At 41.4% G+C, this 13,568-nt stretch carries 13 protein-coding genes; 4 read left to right on the forward strand and 9 right to left on the reverse strand.

The features are described from left to right. Positions 1-45 precede the first annotated feature (45 nt). Complete coding sequence (locus AC5JM2_RS01845; RefSeq protein WP_495833208.1) at positions 46-744, reverse strand: M48 family metallopeptidase; 699 nt, start codon at positions 742-744, stop codon at positions 46-48. Further along, the gene (locus tag AC5JM2_RS01850) at positions 741-3,935 is read right to left on the reverse strand and encodes a type I restriction endonuclease subunit R (RefSeq protein WP_495833209.1); all 3,195 of its coding nucleotides are present in this window, start codon (positions 3,933-3,935) and stop codon (positions 741-743) included. The genes AC5JM2_RS01845 and AC5JM2_RS01850 overlap by 4 nt, the downstream gene beginning before the upstream one ends. On the opposite strand from AC5JM2_RS01850, the gene AC5JM2_RS01855 reads away from it, so the two are divergent. Next, the gene (locus tag AC5JM2_RS01855) at positions 3,934-4,332 is read left to right on the forward strand and encodes a type II toxin-antitoxin system ParD family antitoxin (protein ID WP_495833210.1); all 399 of its coding nucleotides are present in this window, start codon (positions 3,934-3,936) and stop codon (positions 4,330-4,332) included. The genes AC5JM2_RS01850 and AC5JM2_RS01855 overlap by 2 nt on opposite strands. 45 nt (positions 4,333-4,377) lie before the next feature. On the opposite strand, the gene AC5JM2_RS01860 is transcribed toward AC5JM2_RS01855, so the two are convergent. The 6 genes from AC5JM2_RS01860 to AC5JM2_RS01885 are packed head-to-tail and all read right to left on the reverse strand — an operon-like array spanning position 4,378 to position 9,753. Further along, positions 4,378-5,706, reverse strand: coding sequence for a restriction endonuclease subunit S (locus AC5JM2_RS01860; protein WP_495833211.1), 1,329 nt, complete (start codon positions 5,704-5,706; stop codon positions 4,378-4,380). Positions 5,707-5,730: 24 nt separating this feature from the next. Further along, positions 5,731-6,330 (reverse strand): hypothetical protein, encoded by a 600-nt coding sequence (locus AC5JM2_RS01865; RefSeq protein ID WP_495833212.1) that lies wholly within the window; start codon positions 6,328-6,330, stop codon positions 5,731-5,733. 10 nt (positions 6,331-6,340) lie between these two features. Further along, entirely contained in the window at positions 6,341-7,417 is a 1,077-nt protein-coding gene (locus AC5JM2_RS01870) for a hypothetical protein (RefSeq protein ID WP_495833213.1), read from the reverse strand. Then, complete coding sequence (locus AC5JM2_RS01875) at positions 7,418-7,996, reverse strand: Uma2 family endonuclease (protein WP_495833219.1); 579 nt, start codon at positions 7,994-7,996, stop codon at positions 7,418-7,420. It abuts the gene before it with no gap. Beyond that, complete coding sequence (locus AC5JM2_RS01880; RefSeq protein ID WP_495833214.1) at positions 7,990-9,531, reverse strand: type I restriction-modification system subunit M; 1,542 nt, start codon at positions 9,529-9,531, stop codon at positions 7,990-7,992. The genes AC5JM2_RS01875 and AC5JM2_RS01880 overlap by 7 nt, the downstream gene beginning before the upstream one ends. A 33-nt stretch (positions 9,532-9,564) precedes the next feature. After that, entirely contained in the window at positions 9,565-9,753 is a 189-nt protein-coding gene (locus AC5JM2_RS01885; protein WP_495833222.1) for a hypothetical protein, read from the reverse strand. On the opposite strand from AC5JM2_RS01885, the gene AC5JM2_RS01890 reads away from it, so the two are divergent. The 3 genes from AC5JM2_RS01890 to AC5JM2_RS01900 all read left to right on the forward strand — a co-directional run bounded on the left by AC5JM2_RS01890 (position 9,723) and on the right by AC5JM2_RS01900 (position 11,258). Then, complete coding sequence (locus AC5JM2_RS01890) at positions 9,723-9,875, forward strand: transposase (RefSeq protein WP_495833215.1); 153 nt, start codon at positions 9,723-9,725, stop codon at positions 9,873-9,875. The genes AC5JM2_RS01885 and AC5JM2_RS01890 overlap by 31 nt on opposite strands. 144 nt (positions 9,876-10,019) lie before the next feature. Continuing rightward, positions 10,020-10,163 carry a hypothetical protein gene (locus tag AC5JM2_RS01895; protein WP_495833216.1) on the forward strand — a complete coding sequence of 48 codons (144 nt, stop codon included), beginning with the start codon at positions 10,020-10,022 and terminating at the stop codon, positions 10,161-10,163. 252 nt (positions 10,164-10,415) lie between these two features. Beyond that, entirely contained in the window at positions 10,416-11,258 is an 843-nt protein-coding gene (locus tag AC5JM2_RS01900) for a PEP-CTERM sorting domain-containing protein (protein WP_495833217.1), read from the forward strand. Between the two features lie 230 nt (positions 11,259-11,488). On the opposite strand, the gene AC5JM2_RS01905 is transcribed toward AC5JM2_RS01900, so the two are convergent. Next, positions 11,489-13,369: an ABC transporter ATP-binding protein gene (locus AC5JM2_RS01905; RefSeq protein WP_495833220.1), complete on the reverse strand. Its 1,881-nt coding sequence runs from the start codon at positions 13,367-13,369 to the stop codon at positions 11,489-11,491. Positions 13,370-13,568 lie beyond the last annotated feature (199 nt).

Here is a 13,568-nt window from a genome sequence, read left to right on the forward strand (position 1 = left end):
CCTTTGGCGTCTGCACTCCGTGCCATCGCACCACTCCTGAAATCCCTAAAGGTCATAACTCGCCCCATTCTCAGCTAACCACCGCTTCCTTTCCAAATAATCCGGCACAATACGCTGCACTCTATCCCAAAACTGATTGGAATGATTTGGTTCAATCAGATGCACCAGCTCATGAACCACCACATACTCAATCATGGGACGCGGTAGCATCGCCACTCGCCAGTGGAAATATAAATCTCCCTTGTGTCCGCAGGAACCCCAACGGTAGCCTAATTCGCGTACCTGTACTGAGCGGGAAGAAGCATCAACTTTATTGACAAAAACAGCGAGATATGTGTTTAAAATTGAGGACAGGCGATCGCCATACCACTGAATAAAACATTCTCGTCCCCGTAGCTGTTCTTCGCGCTGCAATTCAAAACGGCTTTGGTAAAACTTGAGTGGTGGTTGTCCTTTTACGCTATCTACTAATTTCAGGCGATAGCTGCGTCCTAAGTAGTAAAATCCTTCACCGCAAACGTATTCCTTTACACCTACTGGTGGATTAAAAAACTCTTTTTTTAACAGTTTGCTGTAAATCCAGTAGCGTTTATCATTGACTATTTTCTCCAGAGTTTCTATTGACACTTCTGGAGATGAAGCTATGATTAATTGACCGTCACGTTCGACGGTAATCCCTACGGTACGACGTTTAGAACTGTGGCGTAATTCAAAATTCAGTTCGCCAAAGGTGATAGTTGTCATGCAATTAAATTATCACGATTTAGGCGAGCGAGTTGCACAAGTTTCTCTGCTACTATTTCTAATTGGTCGTAATTCACGACATCATGATCATCCAAGTAACCTGCTATCCACTTTCTCAAGTCTTCTTGACTGACAAGACTATCCCAATTCACTCGACGAATATCTTGGCGGATGTGTTCGACAATTTCTTTTGTCGCTTGGGCAAGTTGAGTTAATTCTTTGGTGGAATGTTCGGCTAAAATATAAAAAAATGGAAGTTGAGTTTTCGGGTTGAGTCCAGTTTCATCTGTAGAACGACCTGCTTGTATTTCTTGGATATATTGCCACAAGACATTAACTTTTTCTAGCCAATTATCGGCAAAAGATTCTAGAATCTCTGTTAATTGAGCGCTTAATTTTTTGTAATAAGCTGGGTCTTCATCGTAATGTATACTGATGTGATGGCGGGCAGCAAATTCCATTTCGGCAGCTTGCACTTTCATTGAGCGATGGCGCTGGACGTGGGTTTTGAAGTTTAAAGACAGAATATCAATTGGTGGAACTTTTAAGTCAATCCCCTGTGCTTCAATGTATTGGTCAATTAATGATCTAACCTTTTCTTTGGCTGTGACTATATTAAGTTTTTCATCTCGATAAAGGTCTGCAACAGATTTTTTTATAAAACCGAGTTTTTTAGCATCCTTAACAAAATTATAGGGATGACGGGCTTCTGGTCGTGGCAGAATAATATCAAGGGTATCGATGAAGTCTTTCAAAAATTCGTTGAATTCTACTCTCAGGCGTTCATCTCGCAGTATGTCTACACAAGCATCTACGTCATCTATTGTGCAGCCGTTTGCAGTGAATAAATTGATAACTCGCTGATGGCGATCGCCTAATTTGGGAATTTCGTCCGCAATATCAAACCAGGCTGATTCTGTATCGACTTCGTCGTAAATTGCTAAGGCTTCTGCAAGGTTGACACCGTAGTAATCGACGACTAAGCCATATTTTTTGGTATCGTTATAGATGCGGTTCACGCGGGCGATTGCCTGCAACAATTCATATTCTTTCATCCCCCTGTCTAAATATAAAACTTGTTCGTTGGGAGCGTTAAAACCAACCAGCAACATACTTTTGACAATTAAGAAAGCGAGACTATCCTGTTTTGTGGAGTCAGAATTTACTAGAGATTTTTTAAAGCGTTCAATGCGTGCTTCTTGCTTACTTTTATTTGTCCACTCTTCCCAACTGGAGTCATCATTTTTATCTCCAGAGATGATAACGCCAAATTCTAAACGGCGGATGGTTTCTAAATAGGGAAGTGCTTGGGCTAAAAAGCGCGTTTCTTCATTCACAGATTCTAAAACTTCTGAGTCGAGACTTCGCAGAATGGGGGCGCGAGTTTCTAGTTGTTGCACGAGTTCCTGCTGTGCTTCGACAAATGCACCGTAGTAACGAACAGCAGCGCGACGGCTAGGGGCGACGACTTGCGCCTTGAAGCTTCCGGGTAGAATACGCTCAACATAGTGGCGTAGCATATTTTTAGCTTTGGCTTTAATGAGTTCGCGTGCTTCTGCAACTTGGGTTTTGGTAGCGTATCTAGTTTTTATCTGCGCCCGTTCTTCTGGGGTTTTGTCTGCAAAGATGATTTCAAAAAGTTTATCTAAATCGTCCCCTTGGGTGACTGCACCCCTGGCTTCTAAACCTTCGTAGAGGATGGGTAAGGTAACACCGTCTTCTTGAGACTGACGGATGTTGTACTGATCGATGAAGGAACCAAATATTTGCTTGGTGGTTTTTTTGGCAGATGTGACGATGGGAGTACCAGTAAAACCAATGCGGACACAATTGGGTAAAGCTTCGAGTAAATTGGTGTGGAGAGTGCTGGCGTGAGAACGGTGCGCTTCGTCGATGAGTACTAGGATATCTTCGGAAGGGTTGAGGCTTTTTGGCATTTTTTCCGGCTGTTCCTCTTGTTCGGAATCTTCGCCACCTTTGAATTTCTGAATCATTCCGAAAACTAAGCCTGCACCTGGTTGTTGCAGGAATTGTTCTAGCTTTTTGACTTTTTTCGCTATCTGCAACGGTTCGCCTGAGAGAACAGCAGTATCAGAAAGTTGCTTTTCTAAATCGGTGCGATCAGTCACGACAACTATCTTGAAGCGGCGTAATTCGCGAATCGTGCGGATTTTCCGAATTAGGTAAATCATAGTCAGGCTTTTGCCAGCACCTTGAGTATGCCAGATAATACCACCGCGTTGATCATCTGTACTGTGTTGGGAACGGGTTTGATTGTGTTGCAGTCGAGCAATTGCTTCCAAAACTGCGCGATATTGTTGGTAACGGGAGACAATTTTAGTTGTGCGTCCGCCACTGGTTTCATATAAGGTAAAGTTTCGTAGGATATCGAGGAGATTCGCAGGGTTCAGCATTCCGGCGATCAGCATTTGTCGGGTATTGACTTGAGAAACGCCTAACTCTGCGGCTATCTCGGCTTGAGTGCGGGGTATGGTATCCTTCCACTCCACATAATACTCATGGTTTGCACCCACTGCACCCGCCACCGCCCGTCCTCTAGAAGCGGCTATCATTAACAAGTTGTAATGAAATAGTTTTTCTGCGCCTTCTGGTTGAGTGCTATTACGTTGGTTCGAGTATTGCAACAAGTCGTTAATTGCTGCAGTGATGGGATTATCTAAGTTGGGACTTTTGCACTCAACGACGACAAGCGGGATACCGTTGACGAACAGCACAACATCAGGAACGATAAAACCTTTATCTGCTGTTATCCAAAGGGGATCTACTCGATATTGATTGATTGCCAGAAAGTCGTTCTTTTCAGGATGCTCAAAATCAATATAGTGGACTGTGTGCTGTTTGCCGTCTTTTCCTAAAACAGTAGTGCCAAAAAGCAGTAATTCTGTAGCAGCTTTATTTGCTTCCATCAGTCTTGATGCTGCTAAACGCTCAAGTTGACTCACCACTGCGTTGACTTGGATATCATCAAGCCAAGAATTACGATTGTCATCTAGGTTGATGCGTTTGATGACTGTTTTCAAGCGTTGGATGAGCAGAACTTGTTTGAAGTTTTCGCGTTCGGTGATTTGGGAGTTGAATTTATCGCCTTCGATATGCTGCCAACCCATGCTAATAAGTTGGTCAATGGTAGGCTTTTCTACATGGATATATTCTGGGGTTGATTGTGGCATGGTGGCAGTTTTTACATGCAGCGATATATCTATCATGCACCAGGCTCAACTGTTTCTTGAAGAGGAAGCCGCCAGATTGGTAGAAATTACTAATTCTTGCCAATATACATATATATTAAATCTAGGAGGTAAACCATCTATGACAACACTCAACATCTCTTTACCTGATTCAATGCGAGCTTTTATTGATGAGCAGGTTGCAAAAGGTGGCTATAGCACTGCGAGTGAGTACATCCGCGATCTCCTTCGCCAAGCCCAAAAGAAAGCAGATCAACAGAAGTTAGAGGCGATGTTGTTGGAGGGTTTGGAAAGCGGTGAACCGATTGAAGTGACAGATGAGTGGTGGGAACAAAAACGCGCTCAACTCATGCAACGGTTCCGCCAGCAAAAGAAATGACGCGACGCATTATTATCAGGCCAAAGGCAAGCCAAGAAGATGAGTCTAATTTTTGGTATTCTTGACTCGCACTTTTCCAGTTAATAAGTCGTGCATTAGTCCTTGTTTTTGGAGTTTGAGCTTGTTAAGGTAGGCTTCTTCTTTGCGGATGCGGATGTTGTGGGTGTCGAGTATTGTTTGAATTGCCCTTTGTTCTTCAATTGAAGGTTTGGCTATCAGTAACTTTTGAAGCTCTCCGACATTAAAGTGCTGTTGAGCTAATCCACCTTGCACACGAAGAACTTGACCTTTTCCAAAATCTGAATTAATCCACGTTGCAAGAAATGCTGAATTAATTTCTGCACTTGGTCGAGAAATAATAATATCAACGCAATTAGCACCATCAAAGTCAGGAGAAACAACACAAGATGTTCCTGGGTAGCCAGTACGAACGGTAAGCACGTCTCCTGTACGAATCATACTTTTAGCAAGTATTCGGTTTGATTGCTCAGACATAAATACTAAGTCTGAAGGATCTAAACCTGCTTCACGAACATTTGCAGAACGGAATACAGGAACTCCAGAGGGCTTGTAATACTGTGATGGTTTGATAACAATTCCAACAACTATTTCTCTACAAACGGATTCACAAGTCCTAATCTCCCACTCCTTGGGAATTCGTCCCAACACCGAATCTTTAAACTCTTCAGGATGCGCCTCTGCATCCCTCAACTGTCCATTCTCATCTAACCCGCGTGTGAGCAAGTCGTGCAGCAGCCCAGCTTTGATTTGTTTAAGTTTTGTAATGAGGGAGGAGGTGTGGGCGATCGCATCATCCACCGTGTCCAAAATTTCAATAATTTTTTCTTGCTTAAATACAGATGGAAGTGTTACCCAGAGCTTAGTTAACTGTTCTTGATTAACATTAACATTAGCGCTTCTTGTGGCAATTTGAAAGACACGGTTACGAAAAAACTCGTCCCGCATCATTTCACAAAGAAATCTTGGCTTAACAGTAGAAGTTGATAATCTAAAGCGAATAATAAATCCGCAAAATATTACTGGTTCATCTGCACCTTCAAAAACAGTTGGATAACCAACACCCTCTAACTTAACTGACGAACGGTCAAGTAAAATGTCTCCTATTTCTAGTTGATAAGAAGCTATTTCTGACTGGTTAGCATTCATTCGACCTAATTTCTCTATATTAATATGCGGTGTATATACATCTAAAATATTTACGAACTTAGTACCAAAGCCAAAATCTTTTTTACCCTTGTTGAGTCCATTCTGAAAAGTACCTAACTCACCAAGAGTTTTTACATCCCAATCCTCTGGAATCCTCCCAACAGGTGAATCCTTAAACTCCTCAACCTTAACCAAAACCTCACGCATACCCCAACCCCTGTAAAAACTTCCTCAAATCTGAACACCCTGAGATAAAACACCCAAAATCTTATTTATCTCCTTAATATAATAATTATTCAAATCAATAAACACATCAGAACCTTGTAACTTCAAAAACTTCCAAATATCTCCCGTTGTCACTGCACCATAAATAGTTTTAATTTCATTTCCTTCTTCTTGGTTAAACAATTGTGCTGCCAACATCGCCGCTGCACATTGACCTAATCCGCCTTTAATATTTTCATTTTTCGCTTCTACAATAATCACCACAGGTGCATTAATTGTTAATTGTTCTTTAGAACGACTGATGATAAAATCACAATAACCATTCAGTCCTTTCTCAGCATCAACATTAAAATCTGTTCCAGAAAATAAACTAATCTGATAATTAGCCTGACGTCTCACCTCTAATAATATTGGTGTAATAATCATTTCGGAACGTGCTTTTTCGGTATTAATTGCTAAAGCCAGTTCAGTTGTTTCTTCTAAATTCGTTATTAGCTTATCACTGACTTGTACAGGTTCTACGTTTGCGAATAAATCAACTTCTTCATCAATACGAATGTTGAAATTCTTTTTAAATTTACTTAATGTAAAGTCACTATAAGCCATTGTTAACACCTCAACTTATATACCCCAACCCCTGTAAAAACTCACTCAACCGCTTCGCCGCTGCATCGCGTTCCGTCTCAATATTCTGCAACGTCACGCGATACTTATCCCACCAATTCTCTACCGCTGCAATCACCTGCTGACGGTGCGCGGTGACATATCTCTCTAATTCAACAATTAAGCCATCCTTAAAAATTCCTAACACCAAACCCCGACATTCTTCATTTGTCAACACCGCACGCGCAACATCCAAACGCTTTACCAATTCCTTTTTGAGCGTCCTCAATTTTGCCTTAGCTTCCTTCAGTTGCTTAGTAATTTCCTTTAATGGTTCTAGTTGTGCTTCAATCTCAGCAATTTCTACTTCAGTCTGCTTAATCAACGCCTCAAAGTCAGCAAATTTATCTGCATTCAATAAAGGCGACTTCTTTAAAATCTTGAGTTCCTTCTTCGGCTCTTTAACCAAATTTTTCAGATGCTTAAGCTTTGTGTCTAATTCCTTGACAATATTAACCGCTTCTGCTTCTTCCTCACCTTCTTCCCCAGCTTCCGCCTCCGCTTCTTCTGGGCGTTCAAAGGCTTCTTTCTGCTGTTCTAATTCGGCAATACTCGCCTCAACTGTGGCAATTTCCGTCAAATAACCCAGCATCAACCGCACGACTAATTTATGATTTAAGGGGTCAAATAAAGGCTTACTTTTCTTCTCTTCATCATCTTGTTCCAAGGCATCTTTAATTGTATCCACCCAACTATCAACTAAACCGCTAAAATCTGACTCAGATAAAGTTCGCAATTCATACTTCACCTCATCCCACCAACTCGCAACCACACCCGCCACCTTAAAACGATCAAGTAAACCCACAGGTGCCAAACTATCCACAAAAGAACTCAAAAATTCAGCACGGAGTTCCATCACTTTTTTCGTTTTCGGCAACTCACCCAAAGAAGGTGAGTGCATCTGCCACCAAGCAGCAAACACACTCATCAACTTACCTTCTTGGTGCTGAATGCCTGCATCTAATTCGATAAAAGTTTTTATCTGTCCTCTTTCGGTAATCGCGGGAATAAAATCTAAATAATCTGTCATTTATTCAAAAATCGGCTGCAAATCTAAAACAAATCCTGGTAAAACATCTTCACCCGATAAAGTCGCGGGAGATTGTAAAATTTTCACTTCTTGGTTAGGGTAATAAATTTCTACTTGCTGATTTTTAGGATTAATCAACCAACCCAAACGCAACCCATTAGCAATGTACTCGTGCATTTTTTCCTGAGTATCTTTTAGCTCATCGCTTTCTGAAACGAGTTCTACAGCAAAGTCGGGACATAAAGGCAAGAATTTCTTTTTTTGCGCCGCACTCAAAGCATCCCATCGTTCCATCTTCACCCAAGACGCATCAGGAGAACGAGTTGCACCGTTAGGTAACCGAAAACCTGTAGAGGAATCAAAAGCTTTTCCTAAACGATTTTGACGGTTCCATAACCAAAGTTGACCTGATAAATTAAAGTTACGGCTTCCTGTTTCTCCCCCAGTGGGTGGCATGATAATTAATTCTCCTTTGGCTGTAAGTTCGAGTTGCAAATCTCGGTTAGCGGTGGCGAGTTGTTCAAATTGCTCATCACTGAGTTTGAGAACAGGGGGTAATTGTAAAGTTACTGTCATAATTCATTCCTTTGCACTAAAATCCTATTTGAATTAAACCCATGCGCCGCTAAAAGTGGACGCTTCGCTTCTACCTCAGCTTTGGGAATTCCCCCAAATAAATGCGATCGCACGTCATGAGGTTCTGGTGGTGGGGCATTATCAGCATAGCGGCGAATATTGCAGTTGTAATCATTTGCTGCTAATTCTTCTTCATCCACGACTGCGGAATAACCAGGCAAAGACACAAAATTTTCAAACACCCAAGTCATCTTTTCAATATGCTCCGGTCGCAAATAATTCTGAGCACGACCAGTATAATACTCCGCATCAGCATTAATAAACAACACCTTTTTCTGACGTTCAGCAGGTTTTGCCTTACTAGGACGCATCACCAAAATACAAGCAGGGATACCAGTCCCATAAAACAAATTGGGCGGCAAACCAATCACCGCTTCTAAATTGTCATTTTTAATAAAACTTTCTCTAATTTTCTTTTCTTCGCCGCCACGAAACAGCACTCCATGTGGCATAACTGTCGCCATCACCCCATTATTTTTGAGAACAGATAACATATGCTGGGCAAACATCAAATCAGCTTTTTTACCTGTTTCCGGACAAAATCCATATGTAAACCGTTCCGAAAATTTTATATCTTTACGGCTATAGTTTTGAGAAAAAGGCGGGTTGCTAATTACCCGCTCAAAACGCATCAGTTCCCCATCGTTGAGATGTAAGGGATTAAGTAAAGTATCTTCATTTTGAATATCTGCATCCCTAATTCCGTGCAGCAGCATATTAATCTTACAAATTGCCCACACGCCGCCGTTATTATCCTGACCACACAAATGTAAATTATTGGCATTATCACCACATTCTTCCACATATTGCTTTGCCTGAATAAGCATTCCTCCAGAACCACAACAGGGGTCATAAACAGACATTCCTGCTTCTGGTTTCAACAGGCGCACCATCAACTGCACCACTTCACGCGGCGTATAAAATTCGCCTCCTTTTTTGCCAGCAGAATCAGCAAATTCCTTAATCAAATACTCATAAGCAGCACCTAACAAATCAGGAAATACAAAATCTTCACTTCGCAGACGATACTTATTAAAGTGTTGAATCAGTTCGCGCAGTTTAGCATCAGGAATACGACTTTTTCCCACCTGACGGTTAAAATCAATATGTCCTAGCACACCCGCCAGCGCTTGATTGTTTTCCTCCAGTGCTGCTAAAGCTTTATTCAGTCCATCAGCGACATTTTTATGGAGTTCATCACGAATATAATTCCACCGTGCCTTCTCTGACACAAAAAAAGTTTCTCTGTAACTCATGGGGTTTTCTGCTCTCATTTTCGCTTCTTCAAAAGAGCGTCCCCTTTGCAAATTCTGCTGTAAAATCTGTTCATACTGCTGTTCAAATACATCCGAAGCACGCTTGAGGAAAAGCATCCCAAAGATGTACTCTTTAAACTCAGAAGCATCCATCTTACCCCGCAGAATATCAGCAGCAGAAAACAGATGGCGTTCTAATTGTGGCAAGGTAAGTTTACCCATAATTGATGCTTTTTGCTCTTGTTCAATGTTTTGTCAGTATATCTCTAGCCGCGTTCTCCATGCGTGCTGTATGGATACACCACAGAACATTGCCCTAAATAGCCAGTCTTGCTTACCAACGTTTGCTCTTAGGCGTTCCTCAGAAGATAGCTCATATTTGGCAATAGCAAATTTTAACACAAGCAAGTCAAGTGGGTGCAACAGAAGATAAGCGATCGCCATCGCTCCTTTGGGCCACCCCCTGGCAACTCATTCAGGATGCTGGCTCTCAACTCCTGTACTTACCTGCTTATTTTCCTGACCTCAACAAGATTTCGCGATGTTGGTCTTGGTTAAAGTTTTGATAAAGTCAGCGTTTAATTACGTAACTGAGTTGATTATTGCCAATTTAGTTGGTACTATAAATTTAACCAAAAATTATGCATATATAGTCCGGGAACCAGCATAGTCTACCTCTGCAAAATATTAAGAAAGCAGACATTTATTTAGTGTATTACACCAGTGCTTCATCTGCTCAACAAATTTCACCAAATCTACAGATAGTGGAATTACCAGATAGCTTAAAAGTCCAAGCTGACTATGGTTTTACACTACTCAAAGGTGCGAGTTCTGCTATGTTCACAACTAGCTAATTACATCCTTTCACTCCTCTGGACAACAAATACTGGCAAAGTATGAATTTAGTAGTGCGAAGTCTGTTCCCAAATCTCAAGGAGTTGGTGGAATTTTACTTGCTGTGAATGTAGCTTTTGCACTGAAAAATAAACAAGCATCTGCCAAAAAGCAATTAGTTAAAGTAGGCGATGATCGCCACAGTTAGAAAATCAATGAATTTTGTTTTATTTGGAAACAAGCTGTTAGTCTACCCAACGAGAAAACAAACAATGAATAAGCTAACTATCTTTCCCTTCTTTTCTCAAGCAATGGCCAAGATTGGTACAACCTTGATACTAGGACTTGCATCTAGTCTCTTGCTTTCGGATCCCATCCATGCAGCCACCCTTGGCACTAACTTGATAGTGAATGGCGATGCAGAACAAGGGCAAGGAGATCCAATCGGTAATGCTGTTGGGGCTGATATACCTACTATCCCTGGCTGGACTACTACAGGTAGTTTCAGTGTATTAAAGTACGGGGCAACAGGTTTTAACTTTACCAACCCCTCAGGCAATGTAGTGAGCGTTACTCTTCCTGGTAATAATGTTCCAGGACCAAGCGATCGCGGAGCAAATTTATTCTATGGTGGTGGTGATCGAGCCTCTTCCAGTGCTTCGCAATTAGTCGATATATCCGATCTAGCTTCAACTGTTGATGCAGGTCAAGGTACATTTAACTTAAGCGGTTGGTTAGGTGGATATGGCACAGATGGAGATAGGGCATCACTAAACATTAGTTTTCTTGATCAAAGTAAGCAGTCTCTGGGTACTGCTAGTATTTTTGCGCCGACACCCACGCAAAGAAACAACACCACAGGCTTATTTTTGCAGTCAGCTAATGGCTCTGTACCTGTGGGTACACGTCAAATCAATGTACTGCTGAACGCAGCTTATGTCACAGGGCGGGTAAATGACTCTTACGCAGATAATCTTTCGTTAGTAGTTACTAAACCTGTTCCAGAACCCCTCACCATCTTAGGCTCAGTTGCAGCACTAGGATTTGGAGCCATATTCAAAAGACAGCGTTCAAAAAAGCTGCAAACGCAAAAAGTTTACAGAGAAATAGCTTAACTTCTAGAGTTTAGACTAAAGGCAAGCGATTGCCCAGAGGGCAGACGCCAAAGGCGTATCGCAATCCAGCCTTGCTTAATTACGCATATAAAATTTTACGTAATAAAGTAAAGTAAGTTGAAACTTTCCTAAAAAGAAAAAGCTCTCAGTGTGCTTCTACCCATTAATTGACCAAAATGTGAACCGTAACCTGACCAAAAGTTAACGTTATATTAAAGCTTTCAGCAATGTCAAGTTCCTAACATCTGCAAATTGTGCAAAGTGGCGTACATTCCTCCTTGTTCCAGCAACTGTTCATGACTTCCCTGTTCTATTAATTCTCCGCGCTTGAGTACGAAAATTCGATCCACATCACGAATGGTGGACAAGCGGTGAGCAATAATGATCGCAGTACGTTTTACTAACAGTTTGTCTAAAGCTTCTTGGATCAAAGCTTCCGTTCCTACATCCAGACTAGCTGTTGCTTCATCCAGTACCAAAATTTCTGGTTTGCGAATACTAGCACGAGCAAATGCTAAGAGTTGCTTTTGACCGCTAGAAAGGTTTGTACCTCGTTCTCTAAGTTGAGTATCATAACCTTGAGGCAGTTGTTCAATAAACTCAGCAATGTTAATTTTCTCTGCTGCTTGTTGAATTTGCTCAAAACTGTAGCTATCTCCTAAGGTAATGTTGCTTTTGACATCACCAGCGAACAAAAAGCCTTCTTGCAAAATCACCGCCATGTAACGGCGCAGTTCTGCTTGAGGGATTTCTCGGATATCTATACCATCTACCAAAATGCGTCCTTGGTTGGGTTCGTAAAGGCGACACAAAAGACGGATAATAGAACTTTTGCCCGCACCTGTGGGACCTACTAACGCGACTTTCTCACCAGGATGAATGGTAAAGTCCAAATCTTTGATAATATAATCATCATCTTTGTACGCAAACCAGACGTGTTCAAACCGGATTTCTCCCAATTCAGGTTGGAAATTTTCGCTTGGGAATTCCGGATTATCAGTTATTTCGTTTATGTAACCCAAGCGAGAATCCAAAATTGAGAATCTGGGATTAGCGCGATCGCGTATTTCTATTGGTTCATCCAAAACTTCACTCACGCGTTCTATTGCGGTGAAACCAGCTTGAATAACAGTGAATTTTTCCGCAAACTGTTGTAGTGGATCGAATAAGCGCTGAGCATACAATATAAATGCAGATAATATTCCAAAAGTCAAGTTTTGTTGCAGCAGTAAATAACCGCCCACCCACAAAACACCTGCAATACCAATCAGGGCAATCCATTCAAGGGTTGCGGAGACTGCTGACTCATAAAAGATAGTCTGATCTACATCGTTGATGTAACGTTGATTTTCAAGACGAAACAATTCTGCATTGAATTTTTCCCGCCGAAATAATTGTACGATGTTGATCCCAATGATATTTTCTTGTAACTGAGAATTCAGTCCAGAAAGTTCTTCCCTTGCCTTATAGTTTGCTTTGCGGTACTGCTTTTGTAAGTAGACTATAATACCTGTTATTGGTACAAGAACGATCAATAGCAAAAAAGCAAGTTGCCACTGTATAGAAAACATAAAGCTGAGAATCACCAGCATAGAAAACAAATCTGACACAATGCCTATAGCTCCAGTGGAAAAGACATCTCCTAATACTTCCACATCACTGGTGAGCCTGGTGATTAATTTTCCTACAGGTGTTCTATCAAAAAAACGCACCGCCAAGGATGTGACATGATGAAACAAGTCTCGACGGATTTCGGCAGTGATTTGCTGACCTAGCTTTTGTACCAAATAACCCTGAAAACCCGTAAACATCAGTCGTACACTTACCGTTATCAGCAACAAGACTTCGATGATATTTAGCCCTTGTGACAACGGACGATTTCTGAGAAACTCATAGGTGCTTGGTTCTTGGCGAATCAGGGAGATAACTTGTCCAATAAGCAGTGGTTGCACAGCATTAGCAACCGCTATTGGCACCAACAGTAACATAGCAAGCGCTAGTAATCGCCCACAACGGCGGGCATAAGGTAGTAGACGCAAAAATAACCGCCAGTCATTTTCACGCCGACGGTAACCTGTGTCAGATTTTTTCCGAGGTTTGGAGGTGCTCATCATAAGAGCATTATATTAATTTTTACAACCTAAAGTGTTCGCATTTCTACCCTCAATACTTTAGAGATACTTTCCCTTTAGATCTTTTCTTGATTGAACGATGTCAACGCACTAAAGAAATAATGTAGCGATTATTTAGAGAAATTTTGTGGATATTGGATGTCAAAGTAAAACGAACAAAAGGCAGTTACTAAATTTA

This window comes from Brasilonema angustatum, assembly GCF_059505445.1.